This window comes from Caloranaerobacter ferrireducens, assembly GCF_001730685.1.
Lineage (GTDB): Bacteria > Bacillota > Clostridia > Tissierellales > Thermohalobacteraceae > Caloranaerobacter > Caloranaerobacter ferrireducens.
Genome location: NZ_MDJR01000004.1, coordinates 71,271 through 92,316 on the forward strand (window position 1 = coordinate 71,271; position 21,046 = coordinate 92,316).

Genomic DNA, 21,046 nt, shown 5'->3' on the forward strand with positions numbered 1-21,046 from the left:
CATTTCTTTATCCCAGCGTCTATTCAATTACAGCTAAAATATCTACTAATTTTAAGATAGTATATTCTTCACCATCTACCTTAACTTCTGTACCAGCATATTTTGAGAATATTACCTTATCTCCCACTTTTAATTCTTCTTTTTTCTTCTCATCATTAGCAATACCAGGTCCTACAGCTATTACTTCTGCCATTTGAGGCTGCTCTTTAGCTGAACTTGGTAAAACGATACCGCTTTTAGTTTTTTCTTCAACCTCGATTTTCTTAATAACCACTCTGTCGCCTAATGGTTTAATTTTCATCTTATAACCCTCCTTATCATAATTTATATTAAATAATATTACTTTCTCGGTTGTTAGCACTCACCACTATCGAGTGCTAATGTTTACAAATATATGTTATAAAATAGATTTTATGTAGGCAAACACTTTCACTCTCTATTTTTTTGAACTATAGGCGATTATACTCGTTTATTTTAATATTTATTCTATTTTCTTTGTTTTGCGTTTATTTACTACATAAATCGCTAATTGCCAGAGAAAAGGAACAAATTGCCATATTCGTCGTTCGTCATTCGCTGTTCGTCATTCGAAAAGCAAGTAGCGAAAAGCAAATAGTCAAAATAATTTTATATTTTCCATTTTTAATTTTACATTTTCTAATCCAGTCCCTAATCCCTAGCACCAATCCCATTCTCTCTTGCATAATAAAACAGATATTGCTGTGCAAAACCTGCATATTCACCAAATTTGTTTTGTGCATATCTTTGTATATCTTTAAGTTTAGTATCTTTTTTAAGATAAAAATACTCCATTACCCTCTTTACCCAAACATCTATCGGAAAAGCATCATATTTCTCCATAGAAAATAGCATTATACAATCAGCAACCTTAGGTCCTACACCAGCAAATAGCATCAATTCTTTTTTCGCTTCTTCTGTAGATAAGTTTTTCAACCTATAGATATCCATCTGCTTATTCGAAACAATCACTGCAGCATTAAATATGTATTTAGCTCTAAATCCTGTCTTACAATCTCTTATATCATCTATTGTCAGCTTACTAAGAGTATCTGCTTTAGGAAAACTATAATATTTTTTTCCATTATATTCACCAATAAACTCTCCATATTTTTGACTTAAATTTTCTATAGCTCTTTTTATCATCGGTATTCTATTGTTAGCCGAAATAATAAATGATATTAAAATTTCCCAAACATCCTGCTTTAATATTCTTATACCATAGCCATATTCTACAGCTTTTTTTAAAATTGTATCCTTTGAAAGCTCTCTTTTTATTTCACTATAATCTCTACCTAAATCAAAATATTCAAACCAAACATCATTAAATTCACTTAGATTAGTATTAGAAAAAACAATCTTTCCATCTTCTTTTTTTACATTTATAATTTTTCCATTTGCTACACCTGTATAGCTACCATCTTCCTCTTTATTCCATCTAAAACATTGTCCACATTCGAATATATGCTCAGGTTCAAAATCTTCTAGATTTTCAATGATAACTTTATCTCTCTCTTCAATTATCTTCAAAGTGATACACCCTTCCTCTTTAAAGGTCGTCCAATGAAAAAAAGCTGGCATTACGCCAGCTTTTTATTAATACCAACCTCTTAACTTCATAGCTTCAGCTATTCTCTTGATTGACATCATGTATGCTGCAGTTCTCATGTCAACTTTGTTTTCTTCCATTAATTCATATATTTCATTGAATGCCTTAACCATTAATCTTTCTTGTTTTTCTTGTACTTCTTCAAAGCTCCAGTAGTAGTTCATTAAGTTTTGTACCCACTCGAAGTATGAAACAGTAACTCCACCTGAGTTAGCTAAGATATCAGGAATTACTAATACTCCTTTATTGTATAGTATTTCGTCTGCTTCAGGAGTTGTTGGACCATTAGCTCCCTCACTTATAATCTTAGCTTTTATGTCATTAGCGTTTTTACTAGTTATTTGGTTTTCTAATGCACATGGTAATAATACATCAACATCTAATGTAAGTACTTCATCTCTGTTAACTTCTTTTTCAGCTCCAGGGAAGCCTTTTACATGTCTGTTTTCTTTTACGTATTCCATTAATTCTTTTACATTTAATCCGTTTTCATTGATTATACAAGCTGATGAATCAGATACACCTATAACCTTAGCTCCCATTTCTTCCATATACATAGCTGCATAACTTCCAACGTTACCAAAACCTTGAACAGCTACTTTTAAGTCAGCTATATTTAATCCTAATCTCTTAGCTGCTTCTCTAACCATTATAGCAACACCATATCCAGTAGCTTCAGTTCTTGCTAATGAACCTCCGAAGCTAACAGGCTTTCCAGTGAATACTCCTGGAACATTGTGTCCTTGTAATTTTGAATATTCATCAACCATCCAAGCCATTATTTGTCCATTTGTATTAACGTCTGGCGCTGGTATATCCTTTTTATCTCCAATAATTGGAGCTATTGCTCTAGCATAAGCTCTTGATAATCTTTCTAATTCTCCTTCTGATAATTCACGTGGGTCAACTATAATTCCACCTTTTCCTCCACCATATGGAAGACCAATTACTCCACATTTGAAAGTCATCCAAGTTGATAAAGCTTTAACTTCGTCTCTAGTTACATCTTGATGGAATCTTATACCACCTTTTGTTGGTCCAGGCGCGTCATTGTGCTGTGATCTGAATCCTTTGAATACTCTGATACTTCCGTCATCCATTCTTACAGGAATTGACACTTCTAGAACTCTCATTGGCTCTTTTAATAATTCATATACTTCTGGTTCTGCTCCAAGCTTATCACATGCTGTCTTAATTTGTTGTTGGGCAATCTCAAATGGATTTAAAGTTTTTTCAGCCATTATAGGACCTCCTTATAACATATAGTAATTTAATATTGTTAAAATATTAACATTTATATATTTTAGGAAAAGGTTTTCAAATTGAAAACCTAACCTTTTATAACGCTACCGATATGTAGTATTTCTGTCCCACATGGGAATTATAACATATATATTTTTTTTTGTAAATAAATATTAAATTTTTATCATTTTTTTGACACTAACATCAACAGAAAGTATGTTTAAGGAAGTCATATATTCAACTTCATCTACTATCTGCTCCTGCATTCTTCTCACAAGAGGTTTTATCGGATTTCCATATACCATTTCCACATCTAAAGAAATTATTATTCCTTGTTCTTTAGTTTTTATATCTATATTTCCTACCTTAGAAATACCTATAACCTTGTAAGCAGCATATTTAACTAAATCTCTTATTACATTGCGTGATATGGTGTATTTGCCTAAGTAACTGAATGTAGGTCTTACTACTGTTTTTTCAAAATACTGCTTATCATTGTTTGTTTTTTTAAAAAATACTTTTAAAGTATCTATAAAATATCCTGAAAACTCCTTTTTTATCTCAAAAGTAGGTACAGGAATAACATGTTTCCCTTCTAACTGCCTCTGTTTTTTTGCTAAATCAATTTCATATTTATCAGATATGTCTTGTATATATATTCTTTTAGATATCGCAGGAATTTCTAATATTTCAACAATTTTATCTACCATTCTATCTGATGTGCCTAATATTAATAGAGCATCAGGCTTAAGATTTTTTATAGCTTCCTTCATTTCTTTTCTATGGTCCTTGTCCATAAATAAAGCTCTTTTTACTGCACTTACAATAGTGTCTTCCCTCTTAGCAGACTTTCCTGCCAAAACTTTTGTCCCTTTTATCAATAATCCATCGTCAATTATATATTCAATTCCTAATTCTTTAGCCAGCATAATAGCCTTGTAACTCTTACCCGTACCACTTTCGCCAATAAGAGCTGCCACTTTCATAAACATTCCTCCAAAAAAATTAACTATATGGACATTGTATCATATGTTATTAGTTGATAGTCAATAGTCTGTTCTCTGTCTCCTATTTTTCACTATTGAAATAACTAATACTAACGCTGGGATTATAATTTGAAATGGAATAACATAATAAGGATAAACTTCACCAGCCCATCTTACCATATCTGGCAAATTATCATACACCCATATAGAAATCACAACTGCAATTGCAACTACAGGAATAACAAATGGCTTATAATCATCTAAGTCAAATAATTGAGTAATTCCAATAAGTGAAGCATAAAGACACATTACTATTTTCATGCTTCCTGCTATAAGCAAATTCACTGAAATAAATGGCTCAACAGCTATTCCAGGAATCAAACTTATTGTCACATGCGACGGAAATAAATCTCTATTTAACATATCTGCTCCTAAAACCATCAAATTACTCATTACTACACTTAACAAAATAAAGCCAATAACTGTAAGTGAAATATAAGATACCTTCAGCAAATCTTTTTGTTTTTTCAGATAAGGGAATATCATTAAAAGCACTACAGTTTCACCAAACGGAAAAGTTAGTACAGAAAAACTCACTTTTAATACTCTAAAAAAACCATATTCTAAAAAAGGCAAGAGATTCTTCACTTCATAATGACCCATTACCAATAAAAATATCGAAAGAACCAAAATTAACATTACTGGAACAGTTATTTCTCCTACTCTAACGATAACTTCTAACCCTTTTTTTAAACTATAAGTTAATACTAAGGCTATAGAAATTATAATAAAAATAAGTGGTGTTTCGGTATAAATAGATGTTACCATAAACTCGCCCAAATTTCTGAAGACAAGTCCTGCTAAATGAATAAAATACCAAATATAAAATATCCCAATAACACTACCGATGTATTTACCAAAAGTATCTCTTAATATTTCTATAAATGTTTTTGATGGATTTAATATCGATATATATGCATACATTCCAATTAGTATATAACCTCCAGCCCAGCCAAAAATATAGGCTAACCATGAATCTTGACAAGCAGCTACTGCTGGCGTTATTATAGCAGAACTTCCAAAAATAAATCCCATTATTACAAATGATAATTGGACTGGTGAGATTTTTTCATTGCTAATCAATTTCTTCACCTCTTAAAAACAGATTTTACTAGATTTTCAATAACTATAGAAGGAGTTGTTGGCATTTTTTCAAACATCAGAAGTATACTTACAATAAAACTTAATCCTAACAATATCGAATATACAATAATAGTTTTTTTCTTTTTATTTGTTCTTGATATTACTGGTATATCAAAAACTACAATCAAAATATATATAGTAATCAAACCTATTACCATACCGACCCCTGCCTTCACCTAACTTTAGATGGCTTTCCTATAATTCCAGTACCCCTAATTTTTACTTCTACCTTTATTTCAACTGGAGCATTACTAAAAATATCTGACCAATCGTCTTTAACTTGCTTCCAATAGTTTAAATGTTTCTTATAAACAACTTCTCCAAAGCCAAAAATGTCACTTTTATATTTTTTTTGTGCAATATTTACGACATCTTGAATATCTCTCTTTATAGCTTTTTCTGCCTGTTTACTTAACTTTTTAAAAATCTCTTTTGTAGTTAAATCACCATTTCCCTGCTGGTCTGCTATATTTCCTATTGCTTTAACTTCTATTAACAAAGCTAACTTTCCATCAACTATTTTAACATCTATTTTCCCATTTGAATTTGATATCTCTATTGCTACTTTTTTACTTTCATCTAAAGGATTATCCACATTGTAAACTGCATTTTTAACTTCATCTTGTATAAATAAAAGCCCCCGAGTTTGAGTAGTATTAAGATAACCTATCAATTTATCACCTTTAAAAACAGCAGTACTATCTATTTTCATATTTTCAATTTTTTGTACTTTTTCTTTTTTAGCAACTTTTATAGCCCCTATAGCTGGACTTAACCCAGGCTGAATAAGCTGCTTTAAAACATCAATAATAGTAACTTTCTTTATTTTAGCAAGCGCTTTATTATTTTCTAATATACTTTTTATATGTATAGAAGGTATTTTTTCTAAATCGCTCTTAGCTTTTAATATTTCCTCTGCAGTCGTCCCCTTAGCGACAAGAATATCTGCACCTAATCTCGGTTCATGATTTCTCTCCCAGAAATCTAATGCTTCCATAATACCATTTCGCGCAAATTCCTCTCCTATAACCATTAAATCTGCATGATTATAAAAAGGTTTTCTATTTACCGTAATCATCTGATTTTTAGCTGCTTCAAAAATGGTATCTCCAGTAGTTGTAAAAACCCAAAATGCTTCCTCTTGCGCAGCCCCTTGCTCTCCTGCTTTCATTATGGTAGGCTTAACTATCTGCAAAGTCAACTGTATTTTGCCTTCGCTAGTTTTATCAACACCTACAGCAGTAACAAATGCTTTTTCTGTCAAGTCCTTATTATCCCAACAAGCAGAAAATATTACAATATTAAAGATAATCATCAACAATAGAACTAAAATTTTCTTTAGCTTAATCATATCAATCCTCTTTCTTTATATGATTAACTTTCATTCTATACTCAATCCTTCTGTTTTTATTGCCAGTAATAGCTTTTGGCCTTGTAATCATACTCCATATTGGAAATCTTACAATAGAATCTTTTAATCCCATACCATCAAGTGGAGCAAATGGAGACGTATAAGGTACTCCAAATGATCTTAATGAACATAGATGAATAAGAACTACAAATATAGATAAAAACAGCCCCATAAACCCCAATGTATTTGCAGGAATGAGAAATAGTACTCTTAATATGGGAATAGTGCCACCCATCGGAGGTACTACAAAACTACTAATAGCAGTCAATGCAGTAACCATAATCATCAAATTACTAACAAGACCTGCTTTAACTGCAGCTTCACCAAGTACTAAAGCACCTACTATACTTACGGCTTGACCGATTGGCCTCGGCATTCTAACACCTGCTTCTCTTAACAGCTCAAAAGAAAGTACCATTAATAGAGCTTCAGTAAAAGCAGATGTAGGCAATCCCTCTCTCGATGCAGATACTGACAATAATAACTTAAATGGAATTACATCAGCATGAAATGAAATTAATGCTACATAAAAACTAGGCAGTATAACTGAACCTAAGAAAGCTAACACTCGTGCAAATCTTGCTATTGAAGCAAAATACGGTCTTGAATAATAATCTTCACTTGCTTGTATTGTTTCTATTAATAAATATGGAACTGTTAATGCAAAAGGAGTTCCATCACAAAGAATCGCAATTCTACCTTCTAGTAGCTTAGCTGCTACAACATCTGGTTTTTCGCTATTCCCTACAGTAGGAAATAGTGAAAATGGTTCATCTTCAATAAATTCTTCTATATATCCTGACTCAAGTATTGCATCTATCTTTATCTTTTCTAGTCTTCTTTTAACAGTTTCTATGATATCTGGATTAGCTATACCCTTTATATAACAGATACATACCTCTGTATTAGTCTGCTCTCCTAATTTAATCATTTCAAACTTCAGTTTAGGATTCCTAATTTTTCTACGTAAAAGTGCTGTATTAGTTCTCAAAGTTTCTGTAAAACCTTCTCTAGGACCTCTTACAACTGCTTCTGTATCAGGTTCCTCAACGCCTCTTGACTCCCAACCTTTAGTATCCGCTTTAAATGCTACAGTTTTGCCATCGATATATATAACAGTATCGCCCGAAAGAATATCATCTACCGTTTGTTTAAAATCACTGATAATTTTAAGGTCCCCAATGCTTAACAAGTTCTCCTTAAGTATATCTATAATAGTTTCTTTGTTTACTACTCTATTTAAATTTGATATTCTGGACTCTATCATCAATGCTTTTAAAATATTTGTATTTACAGTTTGCTTATTAGTTAATCCATCAATAAATGCAACTAGTATTTTAACTTCTGAATTTTCACCCATTACTATCTCTCGTAAAACAAAATCACTTGAATCAGAAAATATCTCTTTAAGTTTCGCTTTAACACTCTCAATAGACCTTGGTATTTTTTCAGTCTTTGTATAATACTGCGAATCTTGTGCACTATCATTTTTAGCTTTTAATACAAAATAATTTAACAATCTGGTGAAATATCTTAACACCTTAATCACCTCATAAATAATACATTTGACTCAATTATTAGTATTTCATGGAATGAAAAATATATTCAAACATAAAAAAAGCCAATCCCATTTGAATTTCTTGGGATTGCTTTAAATAATCTAAATACTTTTCATAATTATATACTTATTAAAAATGAAAATCCTTTTTGAAATCATGATTTTCTTAAATTTACATATTCTTATACTTTATCAAAATCTAAAGTCTACTTATAAAATAGTAAGCTAATTTAATATCCTTGTATTACAACATCGCCTGCACTTGGTGGCTTAATATATAGTTTTACTCCATTTGCATCTAATTTTACATCATCTAATCTCATATGAGCCTTTTGCATACCATTAATACTAACTTTAGTATTTTTAGGAATTTTAATTTTCATAAATCCAGTTTTGGACTCAAACATATATTGCCCATCATAGCTTATTGTTCTTAAATGTACACTAATGTCCCCTATTTTTGATTTAACATTTGCATTTACTAGTTTTTCTATATCTAAATTAATGTTTCCAACTTTTGTTGAAATATCAACTTTTTCACTTTGACCTTTTACTTTAATATCTCCTGTATCAGATACTAACTTAGTTTCTTTTGCCTTCTCCAAACTAGCATTTATACTTCCAATTTTCGTTTCTACATTTATCTTTTCTAATGTTGTATCTATATTTATATCTCCAATTTTAGTAGTAACGTCAATTGCCAATAATTTCTCTGGTATGCTAAGTTTTAGCTTTCCAGTTATACTATATATGCCTTCTGGCTGATTGTCACTAATAGAATTAATTTCTATTATATCCCCTTCTTTTTTTATTCTATAATCCATATTTCTGAGCATTTTCTCTACAACTTCTTTATTTTTACCTTCAACTTCATTAAATACTGCTATGTTAATTGAATTACCTTTGACTGTCTTTACTTCTACATCTGATATATTGGCATTTATTTTAAGCTTTTCACAATTAATTGCATCTACTTTTTTTTCATATGATATATTTTTTACATAACCTTTTTTAGAAGCAAAATCATTTATTTTGATATTGTTACTACAACCCACAAATAAACTAACTGCAAATATAGTTAATAAAAATAGTTTAACTATTTCTTTTACCATTAACTTACCTCCGTTTATTTTAGTTTAAAATATCATATAGCTTGTTTTTCACTTCTTTTTTTAATTTCTTTATTTTTTTCATTTCTTGTCTTATAAACATAAGTATATTTTAATATTTCTTCTAAATTATATTTCCATTTTTCACAATTAGGTTTCCCTAACCTTTTTAGATTATATGGACATCCTCCCATACACACAGGTAAAAGTTTACATTCCAAACATTCTTCATGTTCAAAAGGTACTGAAGTAAGCCAATTCACATGGTTCATAATCATTTTTTCATCTGTTAAACTTTTTATGGTTTTAATATTTCCTACTGCCATATCTTTATTTCCAACATTATTCCAACATTTATACATATATCCTTTAGGATCGATTACAAAAGAATTTATTTGATCAGCACAACAATAATTTGCTTTTATTCCAGGATAATATGGATATCTTTCAGCTTTAAATCCTTTTTCGTGTAATAATTTTTGATATTCTAAGTTTAAATCAGCATATTCTTTAGTAGTTAAACATGAATCAGAAATTGAACTACAAGCTTCAGTATAAGGAGTTATATGGCCAAAAGAAACATCTAAATTAGTAAGATTATTATCTTTTAGTATATCTAATAATTCGGGAATAAATTTTGAATTCTCTTTATCTATATTTATTCTCAATCCTACTTGCATATCTGCGTCTTTTAACTTTTTAATATTTTTTAAAATAACATCAAAAGTACCTTTTCCTGTTCTAAGAATTCTGCGATTATTATGAATATGTGGTGGACCATCAAGTGTAATTTGTGCTCCTTTAACTTTATATTTTTTAAAATTTTTAATTATCTCATCATCAATTAAATATCCATTAGTAACTATATAAGCATCATACTTACAATTATTCTCCTTGCTTATCTTAATAAACTCCTCTGATAATTCGTATATTATATCTTTCACTAATAAAGGTTCTCCACCGTACCATGTTATATGAATTTCCTTAAGTGTTTTGGCTGATTCTCTAACAAAATTTACTATTGCTTGTCTTATCTCTTGGTTCATAATATGTGTATCGAGTGTCTCATAACAATATGGACATTTAAAATTACAATTTAAAGTAGGAGCTATTGTTAATCCTAACCCATTTCTACCAAATTTACCTTGATAATGCTTAAACTTTAGCATTTTTAGTTCATCAATATAATCATGGACTATAAAATTTCCTAAAAGCATATTATCTACTAACTCTTTTTTTGCTCCTTTTAATTCCTCATATTTTATTTTTTCAACATTTTCTAATATTTCTAAAAATTCATCATTAACCTCTGCTAATCCACAGCTCATAGAATTAAATGCTAATTTATTACCATTTTCTAAATCCCATATAAAATTATATTTAGAAGCTTTCATTATCCCCCTCCTAATCCCATCTATTTATACTTATAAACTAATAAGTTATATAGTAATTACACATAGTAATCACATCTATTTACACACTCTTTAGTACAATTTTTACAATAACAATATATTCCTTCTATTCTATTTTGTGGTTTGATAATATATTTCACCTTTTCACCTCCTTAAATCAAGTATAGTTAAAAGTTTTAATATACTTTTCAACTCAAAGTTTACATTACATTTGCCTTTTTAATATATCCTGCATAAACCCCATTACTTTTTACTAACATTTCATGCTTTCCTTCCTCTAAAATAGAGCCATCTTTAAAAACAAATATTTTATCAGCACTCATTATTGTAGAAAGCCTATGTGAAATAATTATAATAGTACATTGTTTTGACAACCTTTTTATTAAATCACATATTTTCTTTTCACTTTCTGGATCTAATGCAGAAGTCGGCTCATCAAATACCATAATTAATGGCTTTCTAACTATAGCTCTAGCTATTGCAATTTTCTGTTTTTGTCCTCCAGAAAGATTAGGCATTTCATAAATCATTGTATTATAACCCTTTGGTAGTTTAATAATATCCTCGTGTATCCCTACATCTTGACAAACTTTTATAATTTCAGTATGTTTGATAGTTTTATTTCCACATCTAATATTTTCAATTATTGTTGCATTTAATAAATCTATATCTTGAGATACATAAGCTACATTACTTCTTAAAACACGTAACCCAAGAGATTTAATATTGACTCCACCAATATATATATTCCCTGATGAAGGAGAATATAGGCCTAGCAATAATTTAACTAAAGTACTCTTTCCAACCCCAGATGGTCCTACAAAAGCAACTATGCTATTTTCTTTTATACTCAAATTTATATTCTTTAATATATAATTGTTTTCATATTTGAACCATAAATCTTTTATAATTATGTCTCCTTTAAGAATATTTTTTTTGTTTTGTATAATTTTATTTTCAATTTCATCTTTATTAACTTCTTCATTTTCTAATTCTAAATATTCATATATCCTATCAAAAATAGGAATAATTTTCTGTATTCCAATATTACTATTTAATAGTTCAAGAACCGGATATATAAGCATTTGAAAATATAGTCCTAAAGCTACTACTGTTCCTAAAGTCATCCTATCTTGTATTACATATACAGTCCCTAATCCATAAATAATCGTTATAGATATAACTGTTAATGCCTCAGCTGAACTATTTAAAAATATTTCTAGATAACGGAACTTAATATTATCTTTATAAGCTTTATCTAATATCTGAGAATATTTTCCTATAAAATATTCTTCTAATTGATATACTTTCGCAGTTATTATCGAATTAGTTGCTTGCTCAATCATCGTGCAGGAATCGTCATAGTTTTTTCTTACCTCCAAAGAGATTTTTCGAAATTTTTTGCTTAAGTAAAAATTAAATATAAGAAATAGAGTGCTTATAACTAAAACTATTGATGTTATTGTTATAGATAAGTAGAACATTCCACCTAAAATGATTATTACTAAAATTATGTTTTTTATTATAACTATAAATAAATTTGTAATGAAATTACTTGCATTTCGGCTGTCATCAATAATTCTTGACACAATTGCACCTTTTTTAGCCTTATTAAAAAATTTTAAAGGTGCATACATTATTCTAGTAAACATATCTCTCCTAAGATGAAATGTAATGCTTTCAGATATCTTCATAAATAATAAGTTTTTGAAATAGCCAGTTATAGGCTGTGATATACAGACAACAAAAAAGATAGCAAGTCCATAATAAACTTTATTAATAGAATTACTAGGTAAAACTTCATCAATCAAATACCTCGAGACAATTGGTGCTGCAAAATAAGTAGCAGAATATAAAATTGTTAAAAATAACCCTACTACCTGCAATTTTGTATATGGTTTTATTACCTGAATAATTTTTTTTAAGAGTTCTTTCATATACACACCTCTTTGAAATCCAGCTTATTATTTAAATAGGTTTCACGAGTCTAGTCCTATAACTCAATAATCCAAGATACCGCAATCCTTCAATCACTCTTGAATTATGCTGAAATACATCTGCTTGCAGGTATTTAGCATCATTTTCTTTTGCCCAATTTTCTGCTGCTAAAAACAATCTTCGTGTTAATTTATAGTTTCTAAACTCTTCTTCTACAAAACAATGTAAAATATATGCATAATCATCTATAAAAAAATAAAAATCTTTTTCCTTAAGCCATATTTCAATAAATCCAATTACCTTATTTTCGCTTTCTGCTACAAAAATACAACATTTTGGATTTTTTATTGCATTTAAAAAAGTAGTTTTTTCATCCCCAAAGTCTATTTTGCCTTTATAATATGGATCTTTGCTTAACTGATCTACAGATAACTTTTTCCAAAGATCAACTATTGAATCTACATCTTCTATAGATGCTTTTCTTATTTTTGCCGACCTCACTTCCCACCTCTCCCTTTTTTTAATAACACCTATCAGAAACAATGATATTTTTAGTACAAATTCCACTTATTTTTTGCAAAATTTTTGACATAATCAATATAATTTATATATTTCAGATATATTAAATAATAGCTATTTAGCTATTTGTTTTACACAATCTACACCTATAATTTCATCTTGTAAAAAATTAGTTTTATAATTAATTTTAGAAATAATTTTTTCCAAACCATGTCTCTTAATAAGCAGTAAAACAATATACGCCGAAATTTGGTAGAAATTCGGATCATTATAACTTAAATCTAATAACGATATGCTAGCTAAATTTTTCTTCTGAATAATAGATTCATTATTGATTTGGTTAGCAAAGAACATTGCTAACCCTTCGTTTAACCATAAAGGACATCTATATCTAGTAATTTCATTAATTATAATATGAACCATTTCATGAATTACTATTTGTGAAAATGACTCAGTATGACGATTTTTCCAAATATTGTAATCTAAGATCAGGACATTATTTTTGAAATTAGTACCAATAACCCACTTAGGAAGCTCACTCCCTACATAATTAGCTAATTGATACAAGCTATCAAATACTAAAATATTAATCCTCTTATCATAACAAAATAATTGCCTTAACTGGGATATTCTAATTAAATATTTTTTTTCTTTATATAATAAAGGTAATGAACTTAAATCTTTCATACTCAATTTTAATTTTTTCATAACTATTTCCATTTTTGTTTAATTTTGCTATAATTTAATTGTAAAGGGGGAAGGTGCATAGTAGCGATATATTAGAAAATTAAATTATCTATATTATACAAAATTTATTTTATAGATTATCTTATAAAATATATCGCTACTAGCAACCCATTAAATAAGTACTTTCTTTACGTATTTATAGTTTGTTCTCCACACTTATTTTGACACTGTGTTCCACATACATAACAATATCCTTCTTTATAATCAGTAGCTGGTTTTACGATATATTTCATACTTTCACCTCCTTTCTAAGCAACTTTAAGCGTGTATAGTACATTGGTCATAGCATTTATAATCGCACTTGTTACAATAACAATAGCCATGATGAAATAAAGTATTAGGTTTAATTATAAACTTCACTAAAACTTCCCCCTTTAGCTTGTTTTATCAATGCATTGAGTTGTGCAATCATTTTGGCATTGTTCAGTGCACACATAACAATATCCTTCTTTATAATTAGTAGATGGTTTTACTATATATTTCATACTTTCACCTCCTTTCTTTTTAACTATAATTTAATTGCAATTAACTTATGCATTGTTAATGCAATGTTCTATGCAGTCATTACCACAATGAATATCGCATACTGTTTTACATGCAAAACAATATCCTAAAACTTCAGATTTCAAAGGTTTTACTATATATTTCATCTTAATTCACCTCTTTTCTTTATTCTGAAATTAAACTAAAATATCACATCCGCAATTATAAGAACAATAAGTACCTATACAATTATCGCATTGATCACATATTATACAATATCCATTTGTGAAATAAGATGTAGGAAAAACTATGTAATCCATTAACTTATCGCTCCTCTCTTTTTTAAATTATTCAAATTTATAGTTTGTACATTTTATACTATGTTCTCTATTCTCCAAATATAATAACTCTCCCTATCCATTTTCTTAAATAGCCAAATATAATGAATAAATAACCTTTTTAAAAACCTGAAAAGTAAATTTTTTAAAAGAATTGGTACTCTTCACATGGCATATCATACATAAATTTGATATAAAAATAAAATATTACATATTCTAGAAGTTCTTTTGGCTTATGAATATAAATAAGAAAAGATTATCCCTTTAAACTTCAGGGATAATCTTTTCTTTTAATTCTTCAAACTTATATCTGCTCATTAAAGCAATTTTACTTGTATTAGAAAATCTAATTTCAAAAGATCTGTTGCCTATATTTGTTATTCTTGTGATTTTATCCTTATTTACTATATAGGATTTATGGACTCTTAAAAAATTCTTTGGTAACTTGTTTTCTAGTTCATTCAACGTCTGTTTTGACAAATATTCCTTATCTCTCACATGAATTATTGTATCTTTATTTTGTTTTTCTATAAATAAAACAGTGTCTAATGGAATAAAAAATATTTCTTTTTTATTTTTTACTACTATTTTATCAGTTTTATTATTTTTCACTATTTGATTTATTAAGCTGTTTAATACTTTCATAAATTTTACAACATTAACTGGTTTGAGAATATAATCATATGGATGCACACTAAAAGAATCAATCGCATATTTTGAATATCCAGTGATAAAAATAAAATTTATATCTGGTTTAATATTTTTTATTATTTTTGCAATCTCTACTCCATTTAGTTCTTCGTTCGAACTAAGTTCAATATCTAGCAAAGCAATACTGGGGCTAAATTTTCTAATATAATTAAGAGCTTCTTCACTGTTTTGAGCTTCAAAAACTCTATATACTAATGGATTCTCTTGTACCAATTTTTTAATAAATCTTAAGGTATAACTTTCATCTTCTAAAATCAAAACATCAACCATTCAAATCATTCCTTACTTTTTAAATTTTTAGGAATGTCTGGCTCATAGAAAAACCATAAACTATTTACACTAGCACTTACTGTAGCAATAAAAGTTAGAAAAACTATAAAACTAGATATCATCAATTTATTTGCTTTTCTTAACATCCTTTTCTCCTCCTTTCTTTTAAAAAACTTAATGTTTTAAACCATTCAAAAAAGCTGTTTAATGTGTCAATAATTGCATATCCTAATGTTGTCATAAATAAAAAGCTGACTAATACACCTAAAATACTTGCAGTTGCAAAAGAAATATATAATTTTTTTATTAACATCATAACACCTATCATCCATACTACCAATACTAGTAATGTATTTCTTTTCGCTTTTATTATTTTTTTACTATTGGTAATTCTTCTTTTTTCTGTATCTGCTGGTACATACTTAATAGTCACATATAATCCAAATAAAATTACCAATAATAATAAAATCATTAATATATCACTTGAAATATTTATCTTTGACAATTTTCCAATCATAAGAAAAATAATAATACTTAATGACAAACACCCAAGATATGTATCTAAATGTGCACCCCCTCCAATAATCCTAAAGGTAACAAAATTTAAAATGCATATAAAAGTAGTATCAAAAATTTGCAGCATTAATGATAATATTACAGTCATAAAAATCTTTATAATTGTTCTAACTGCAATTTCCATTCCATATGCTAAAATTTCTATATCAGTTTTTTCAGACTCTGATTGATTCTTTAAAAAACTTGCTATTTTTATAGAAAATCTCTTAATCAACCTTATCACCACTTTTAAAAGGTAAATGTACTATAAAAACTGTCCTTTTATCTGATATTACTTCAATCCAACCATTATACTTTTTTACTATATTACTTACAATATACAATCCAAAACCACGTCCTATAGATTTTTTAGTCGAATAACCCGCAGTAAATATTTTTTCTTTTTCAATAATTTTAGGCCCATTATTATATACATATATTACATGCTCATTATTATCAAATTTTATTTCTAAACCAACTTTTCTATTCTTTTCTTCTTCAAGAACTGCCTCAAATGCATTATCAATAAGATTCCCTAATATACTACATAAATCCCAAGAAGAGATTTCCAATTTCCTTAAGTCGCATTTTATAGCAAAATCAAAGTTTATTCTTTTAGACTCTGCAACTTTAATTTTGCTATTTAACAATGCTGTTAAAGCAGGATTGTTTTTAATAACAATAATATCATTTCTATCATTTTTATATTTTTCAGATATACCATCTATATATTGTTTAGCACTACTTATCTCATCTAAATAAAGCATGGCTTGCAGTGTTTGAATATGTCTTGTATGCTCATGTTGCTGCATTTGCAAAGTTAATATCAATTTTTCTACTTGGTCTAAATGTAACTTAAGAAAATTTATTTCCGTTTTTTTTCTTATTTCATCTCCAAGTCCTCTTATTACATATAATACTGAAACTGTCAAAGTCAAAATTATTAAATCTACAAATAACAAAACACTCTTTATTTTACCTAAAGTCTCAATAGCATAAATAAATTGATTAATAAAAATAAATAAGCATTGTGCAAGAATTAATAGAATAGCTAAAATATTTTTATCTATGTTCAAAGCTATCAACCCTTGCCATAGACTTTAAATCTATAAGATAAATAGACTTTTTCTTTATAAATATATAAAATAAAAACATTATAACTAAACATGGTAAAAAATATATAATTGCTAAAATAGGCTTTTCTGCTACATTCGATATATTTCTTCCAGTTACAGAAAGAAGAAAAAGAGATATTGTATTTTGTAAAAATCCTGATATTAATGCCCCCAATAAAACACCAACTAAAGAATAAACGAACTTAATCCTTTCAATCAAAACTACAATAATAACTGTAAAAATAATAATTAATAATGTATGCAATCCAAATACTTTAACAACTTTTCTAATAAAATAAGCAAAAATAGCTGATATAATAGATATTATTAAAATATTTTTATTATTTATTTCTATGTTGCAAAGTTTAAACCCTAATTTTATAACAAAGAATAATTCAGGTATACTCTGAAAAAAAACAACATACCAAGGTATTGAAAACATTTTAACCTCACCCCATAAAACAATCGTTTGATTTTTTGTATTTTTCTGATAATTTTATTATATAAAAAGCCAATTGCAAAATATGTCGAAATATATAATTCAAAAAATATTTTTATTATACAAAAAAGATTAAAGCCAATCTCATTCCGAGATTGACTTTAACCTCTTACTCTACCTTAAATCTATCCATTTCTTCTTCTAAGCTCATTGCCAATCCACTTAACTTATCTGCTGCTTTAGCAACTTCCTCTATAGCTGAAGCTTGCTGCTGCATTGATGCACTTACCTGCTCTGATGAAGCTGCTGTCTGTTCTGCCACAGCAGAAATACTGCTTATAGAATCTACAATTAAGTCTTTATCTCTATTTATTCCATTTACAAATTCATACAAGGTTTCAATTTTTCCTGTTATTTTTTCTATAGATTCAGATATAAGCTCAAACGCTTTATTAACTTCAAATACATTTTGAGACTGTTCTTCTGATCTAACTTTAACTTCTTTCATTATTTCAACTGTATTCTTACTCTCTTTTTGAATTTCAGTTATAATCTCTTTAATTCTATCTGCTGCACTGCCAGAATCTTCAGCAAGTTTCCTTATCTCATCTGCAACAACTGCAAATCCCTTTCCATGTTCACCCGCTCTAGCGGCCTCAATTGAAGCATTTAATGCTAAAAGATTAGTCTGTTCAGAAATTGAAGTTATAGTATCTAGGATATCTCCGATATTTTTAGTCTTATTATCTAATTCTATAATCGCTCTTTCAATTCTCTTAATTGATTCATCATTCTCCTTTGTCTTATCCTTAAGCATTTCGACCAAATCTATACTAGAAGTATTTACATCCATTATCTCCTTAGCTGAATTTAACATTTCATCTGCACTTGTATTTAGTTCAACAATTTTTTCAGCTAAACCATTTACTATTTTAACTCCTTTTTCAGTATCTGCAGCCTGCTCTGTCGCACCATTTGCAATTTCTTCTACAGCACTTGTAACTTCTTCTGCAGAAGCACTTACTTCTTCAGCAGTAGCAGCTAAATTCTGTGAAGCTGAAGTAACTTCATTTACTACTTCCTTAACATTTCTTATCAATTTACTCAATTCTAATGTAGTAATATTGAAATTCTCTGCAAGTTCACCAATCTCATCTTTAGACTTCACATTACATTTTGCAGTTAAATCTCCATTCTTTATTTTCCTCATTTCAGCAACCAAAGACTTAATTGGTTTAGTTATAGATTTTGATAATAAGTAAGAAGCTACAATCCCTACTAATAGGAAAATTCCACCAAATAACAATGTATTTCTTAAAATGAGCATAACATTTTCTTTTATTTCGTTAACATACATAACTACAAGTATTCTCCAACCTAATCTATCAACAGTTGTGTATACAGCAAACTTGTCATACAGTTTTCCATTTTCCTCAAACTTATAATCCACAACACCTTCTTTATTCTTATTCATCGCCTCTACTATTTCTTTAACAGGTACTGGTTTACCAATCAGTTCTCTATTTTTATGAGTCATGATTTTTCCATTCTTGTCCATTAAAACTGGGTATCCTTTTTTCCCAACTTGAATATTATTTACCATATTAGCTAATGTATCAAGAGAAATATCTATAGCTAATACTCCTACAAATTCATTAAAACCTGACTTGTTGTATATTGGTATTGCAGCAGAAACAACAAGCTCTCCAGTACTGTCATCTATATATGGATCTGTCCATGTTAACTTCTTATTTGCTACAGCCTGTTTATACCAAGGTCTTACAGTAGGGTCAAATCCTTCACTTAACTTTACCTCGGGATACAAATACATTTTTCCATCTTTTGTACCTAAATAAATGTTTTTTATATCTTTATGAGCTTTCATATAGCCTTCAAAGCTCTTAATCATTCTATCAATACTATCAGGATCAGAAATAGCTTTTTGCACATTTTGATCATGGCTCATTGTAATAAAACTTTCTTCAATTCCGTTTAAGTAATTATCTACCGTTGATTCTACTTGTTTTACTAACTGAAAAGTTGTAGATTTTAATTCTTTTTCTAATATTTCAACTGATCTTAAATAAGACATTATTCCAAATCCAGACATCAACAAAGCTATGATTATAATATACATAAAAGTTATTTTAAAACCCAATCCATATCTTCTTTTTCTCTTGTTCTTCATAAAACTTACCCCCTTTTGAATATATTTTGTATTTCAAGTTTCGACAAAAAATTATATATTCCTTCTTTTTTTTGCATAAAAAAAGGAACATCATGTTCCTAAACCATTAATAAATCTATAAATAAGACTAAAGTACTAATAAGCTTTAAGTAACTTATTCACTCATTTTTTCTTTTAACATATATGATAACGTAAATAAACTTTCATTTAAATGAACATTTTCAACAACAACATCTTCAGGAACTCTTAAATCAGCAGGTGCAAAGTTCCAAATTCCTTTCACACCGCTATTTACTAATTTATCTGCTATTTCTTGACTAACAACCTTAGGTGTACAAATTATTCCTATCTCTATTTGATTTTCTTTAACAAAATCCTCTAATTCTTTAACATCCCTAACTTTTATACCTCTTATTTCTGTTCCTATGACTCTAGGATCTGCATCGAATATAGCCTGAACCTTAAAACCTTCTTCTTCAAAGGAACGGTAATTAGCTATTGCATGCCCCAAATTACCAGCTCCTATTATTACAGTCTTATATACTCTATCAAGACCCAATATTTTTCCTAATTGAGTATGTAAATCTTCAACATTATAACCATATCCTTGTTGGCCAAAGCCACCAAAGTTATTTAAGTCCTGTCTAATCTGTGATGCAGTAAATCCTGTAAGTTGACTTAACTGCTGAGATGAAATTCTTTTTACATCACTCTCCATTAGTTCTCCAAGATATCTATAATACTTTGGTAGTCTTCTTATAACAGCCATTGACACTTTATTACCTTTTTTCATTTTTCTACCCCTCACTTTAAGAAATTTAAAATTTAAAATTTAAAATTCAAAATTTAAAATTATTATTAAAAGCATATTTTTAATATGGTGTTTATCAAGAACGCCCATGCTTATCACTATAGAATTTGTTTAAATTGTACCCATTTTTTCTATTTACTTTAATTTTTCATAAAACTTCTGGCATTACATTTTGTTAATTATAGACATATTGTACCATTTTGCCAATATTCTGTCAAACTCTTCACATCTGCACTATATTATTTAAACAGTTGCTTTTAAAATTTATGAAAAATAAAGCGAATTCTTGTAAGATTTTGGTTAGATAGCTACAGAATTAAACAATCCTCTTTACTATTATTTTATAATATTAATAATTAACTTTAAAGTAAAACATTATACAGT

General features: G+C 28.4%; 25 protein-coding genes. All 25 read right to left on the bottom strand.

From position 1 onward, the window contains the following. Positions 1 to 19: 19 nt before the first annotated feature. Entirely contained in the window at positions 20 to 301 is a 282-nt protein-coding gene (locus BFN48_RS07625; RefSeq protein WP_069650307.1) for a co-chaperone GroES, read from the bottom strand. A gap of 368 nt (positions 302 to 669) precedes the next feature. Continuing rightward, positions 670 to 1,554 carry a DNA-3-methyladenine glycosylase family protein gene (locus tag BFN48_RS07630; RefSeq protein WP_423230247.1) on the bottom strand — a complete coding sequence of 295 codons (885 nt, stop codon included), beginning with the start codon at positions 1,552 to 1,554 and terminating at the stop codon, positions 670 to 672. Between the two features lie 60 nt (positions 1,555 to 1,614). Beyond that, on the bottom strand, positions 1,615 to 2,868 hold the full coding sequence (locus tag BFN48_RS07635) for a Glu/Leu/Phe/Val family dehydrogenase (protein WP_069650309.1): 1,254 nt from the start codon (positions 2,866 to 2,868) through the stop codon (positions 1,615 to 1,617). Between the two features lie 174 nt (positions 2,869 to 3,042). Further along, a complete protein-coding gene (locus BFN48_RS07640; protein ID WP_069650310.1) occupies positions 3,043 to 3,855 on the bottom strand; it encodes an Asp23/Gls24 family envelope stress response protein in 813 nt (270 codons plus the stop codon). A 60-nt stretch (positions 3,856 to 3,915) separates the two neighbouring features. Then, positions 3,916 to 4,998 (bottom strand): GerAB/ArcD/ProY family transporter, encoded by a 1,083-nt coding sequence (locus tag BFN48_RS07645; protein WP_069650311.1) that lies wholly within the window; start codon positions 4,996 to 4,998, stop codon positions 3,916 to 3,918. 5 nt (positions 4,999 to 5,003) lie between these two features. Then, complete coding sequence (locus BFN48_RS07650; protein ID WP_069650312.1) at positions 5,004 to 5,216, bottom strand: hypothetical protein; 213 nt, start codon at positions 5,214 to 5,216, stop codon at positions 5,004 to 5,006. Between the two features lie 14 nt (positions 5,217 to 5,230). Continuing rightward, on the bottom strand, positions 5,231 to 6,409 hold the full coding sequence (locus BFN48_RS07655) for a Ger(x)C family spore germination protein (RefSeq protein ID WP_069650313.1): 1,179 nt from the start codon (positions 6,407 to 6,409) through the stop codon (positions 5,231 to 5,233). 1 nt (position 6,410) lies between these two features. After that, positions 6,411 to 8,009: a spore germination protein gene (locus BFN48_RS07660; RefSeq protein ID WP_242863244.1), complete on the bottom strand. Its 1,599-nt coding sequence runs from the start codon at positions 8,007 to 8,009 to the stop codon at positions 6,411 to 6,413. 248 nt (positions 8,010 to 8,257) lie between these two features. Further along, complete coding sequence (locus tag BFN48_RS07665; protein ID WP_069650315.1) at positions 8,258 to 9,139, bottom strand: DUF4097 family beta strand repeat-containing protein; 882 nt, start codon at positions 9,137 to 9,139, stop codon at positions 8,258 to 8,260. Between the two features lie 32 nt (positions 9,140 to 9,171). After that, positions 9,172 to 10,530, bottom strand: a complete 1,359-nt coding sequence (ctpM, locus tag BFN48_RS07670) for a radical SAM/SPASM domain Clo7bot peptide maturase (protein WP_069650316.1) — start codon at positions 10,528 to 10,530, stop codon at positions 9,172 to 9,174. 218 nt (positions 10,531 to 10,748) lie between these two features. Further along, a complete protein-coding gene (locus BFN48_RS07675) occupies positions 10,749 to 12,485 on the bottom strand; it encodes an ABC transporter ATP-binding protein (protein ID WP_069650317.1) in 1,737 nt (578 codons plus the stop codon). A gap of 31 nt (positions 12,486 to 12,516) precedes the next feature. Then, the gene (locus tag BFN48_RS07680; RefSeq protein WP_207644713.1) at positions 12,517 to 12,987 is read right to left on the bottom strand and encodes a GNAT family N-acetyltransferase; all 471 of its coding nucleotides are present in this window, start codon (positions 12,985 to 12,987) and stop codon (positions 12,517 to 12,519) included. 132 nt (positions 12,988 to 13,119) lie between these two features. After that, on the bottom strand, positions 13,120 to 13,713 hold the full coding sequence (locus BFN48_RS07685) for a gluzincin family metallopeptidase (protein ID WP_069650318.1): 594 nt from the start codon (positions 13,711 to 13,713) through the stop codon (positions 13,120 to 13,122). A gap of 167 nt (positions 13,714 to 13,880) precedes the next feature. Continuing rightward, the gene (locus tag BFN48_RS12145) at positions 13,881 to 13,985 is read right to left on the bottom strand and encodes a Clo7bot family Cys-rich peptide (protein ID WP_083238855.1); all 105 of its coding nucleotides are present in this window, start codon (positions 13,983 to 13,985) and stop codon (positions 13,881 to 13,883) included. Positions 13,986 to 14,010: 25 nt separating this feature from the next. Then, entirely contained in the window at positions 14,011 to 14,112 is a 102-nt protein-coding gene (locus tag BFN48_RS12915; protein ID WP_141706143.1) for a Clo7bot family Cys-rich peptide, read from the bottom strand. A gap of 14 nt (positions 14,113 to 14,126) precedes the next feature. Then, on the bottom strand, positions 14,127 to 14,237 hold the full coding sequence (locus BFN48_RS12150; protein ID WP_083238856.1) for a Clo7bot family Cys-rich peptide: 111 nt from the start codon (positions 14,235 to 14,237) through the stop codon (positions 14,127 to 14,129). 45 nt (positions 14,238 to 14,282) lie between these two features. After that, positions 14,283 to 14,402 (bottom strand): Clo7bot family Cys-rich peptide, encoded by a 120-nt coding sequence (locus tag BFN48_RS12230; RefSeq protein WP_141706144.1) that lies wholly within the window; start codon positions 14,400 to 14,402, stop codon positions 14,283 to 14,285. A gap of 30 nt (positions 14,403 to 14,432) precedes the next feature. Continuing rightward, entirely contained in the window at positions 14,433 to 14,555 is a 123-nt protein-coding gene (locus tag BFN48_RS12795; RefSeq protein ID WP_278287321.1) for a hypothetical protein, read from the bottom strand. A 282-nt stretch (positions 14,556 to 14,837) separates the two neighbouring features. After that, entirely contained in the window at positions 14,838 to 15,554 is a 717-nt protein-coding gene (locus tag BFN48_RS07690) for a LytR/AlgR family response regulator transcription factor (RefSeq protein ID WP_069650319.1), read from the bottom strand. Between the two features lie 5 nt (positions 15,555 to 15,559). Continuing rightward, a complete protein-coding gene (locus tag BFN48_RS12155; RefSeq protein ID WP_083238857.1) occupies positions 15,560 to 15,700 on the bottom strand; it encodes a cyclic lactone autoinducer peptide in 141 nt (46 codons plus the stop codon). Beyond that, a complete protein-coding gene (locus BFN48_RS07695) occupies positions 15,694 to 16,344 on the bottom strand; it encodes an accessory gene regulator ArgB-like protein (protein WP_069650320.1) in 651 nt (216 codons plus the stop codon). The genes BFN48_RS12155 and BFN48_RS07695 overlap by 7 nt, the downstream gene beginning before the upstream one ends. Continuing rightward, on the bottom strand, positions 16,337 to 17,185 hold the full coding sequence (locus BFN48_RS07700; protein ID WP_069650321.1) for a sensor histidine kinase: 849 nt from the start codon (positions 17,183 to 17,185) through the stop codon (positions 16,337 to 16,339). Before BFN48_RS07700 ends, BFN48_RS07695 begins: the two co-directional genes overlap by 8 nt. After that, a complete protein-coding gene (locus tag BFN48_RS07705; protein WP_069650322.1) occupies positions 17,172 to 17,666 on the bottom strand; it encodes a hypothetical protein in 495 nt (164 codons plus the stop codon). The genes BFN48_RS07700 and BFN48_RS07705 overlap by 14 nt, the downstream gene beginning before the upstream one ends. Positions 17,667 to 17,832: 166 nt before the next feature. Continuing rightward, entirely contained in the window at positions 17,833 to 19,851 is a 2,019-nt protein-coding gene (locus tag BFN48_RS07710; protein WP_069650323.1) for a methyl-accepting chemotaxis protein, read from the bottom strand. 154 nt (positions 19,852 to 20,005) lie between these two features. Continuing rightward, a complete protein-coding gene (locus BFN48_RS07715; RefSeq protein ID WP_069650324.1) occupies positions 20,006 to 20,644 on the bottom strand; it encodes a redox-sensing transcriptional repressor Rex in 639 nt (212 codons plus the stop codon). Positions 20,645 to 21,046: the final 402 nt, after the last annotated feature.

Bases quoted from the DNA above. Each gene is read 5' to 3' on its own strand.
- BFN48_RS07685 (WP_069650318.1), bottom strand. From the start codon at position 13,713: ATGAAAAAATTAAAATTGAGTATGAAAGATTTAAGTTCATTACCTTTA.
- BFN48_RS07650 (WP_069650312.1), bottom strand. From the start codon at position 5,216: ATGGTAATAGGTTTGATTACTATATATATTTTGATTGTAGTTTTTGAT.
- BFN48_RS07625 (WP_069650307.1), bottom strand. From the start codon at position 301: ATGAAAATTAAACCATTAGGCGACAGAGTGGTTATTAAGAAAATCGAG.
- BFN48_RS07690 (WP_069650319.1), bottom strand. From the start codon at position 15,554: ATGGTTGATGTTTTGATTTTAGAAGATGAAAGTTATACCTTAAGATTT.
- BFN48_RS12230 (WP_141706144.1), bottom strand. From the start codon at position 14,402: ATGAAATATATAGTAAAACCTTTGAAATCTGAAGTTTTAGGATATTGT.
- ctpM (WP_069650316.1), bottom strand. From the start codon at position 10,530: ATGAAAGCTTCTAAATATAATTTTATATGGGATTTAGAAAATGGTAAT.
- BFN48_RS12150 (WP_083238856.1), bottom strand. From the start codon at position 14,237: ATGAAATATATAGTAAAACCATCTACTAATTATAAAGAAGGATATTGT.
- BFN48_RS07655 (WP_069650313.1), bottom strand. From the start codon at position 6,409: ATGATTAAGCTAAAGAAAATTTTAGTTCTATTGTTGATGATTATCTTT.
- BFN48_RS07665 (WP_069650315.1), bottom strand. From the start codon at position 9,139: ATGGTAAAAGAAATAGTTAAACTATTTTTATTAACTATATTTGCAGTT.
- BFN48_RS12795 (WP_278287321.1), bottom strand. From the start codon at position 14,555: ATGGATTACATAGTTTTTCCTACATCTTATTTCACAAATGGATATTGT.
- BFN48_RS07705 (WP_069650322.1), bottom strand. From the start codon at position 17,666: ATGTTTTCAATACCTTGGTATGTTGTTTTTTTTCAGAGTATACCTGAA.
- BFN48_RS07635 (WP_069650309.1), bottom strand. From the start codon at position 2,868: ATGGCTGAAAAAACTTTAAATCCATTTGAGATTGCCCAACAACAAATT.
- BFN48_RS12145 (WP_083238855.1), bottom strand. From the start codon at position 13,985: ATGAAATATATCGTAAAACCAGCTACTGATTATAAAGAAGGATATTGT.
- BFN48_RS07715 (WP_069650324.1), bottom strand. From the start codon at position 20,644: ATGAAAAAAGGTAATAAAGTGTCAATGGCTGTTATAAGAAGACTACCA.
- BFN48_RS07675 (WP_069650317.1), bottom strand. From the start codon at position 12,485: ATGAAAGAACTCTTAAAAAAAATTATTCAGGTAATAAAACCATATACA.
- BFN48_RS12155 (WP_083238857.1), bottom strand. From the start codon at position 15,700: ATGTTAAGAAAAGCAAATAAATTGATGATATCTAGTTTTATAGTTTTT.
- BFN48_RS07640 (WP_069650310.1), bottom strand. From the start codon at position 3,855: ATGAAAGTGGCAGCTCTTATTGGCGAAAGTGGTACGGGTAAGAGTTAC.
- BFN48_RS07710 (WP_069650323.1), bottom strand. From the start codon at position 19,851: ATGAAGAACAAGAGAAAAAGAAGATATGGATTGGGTTTTAAAATAACT.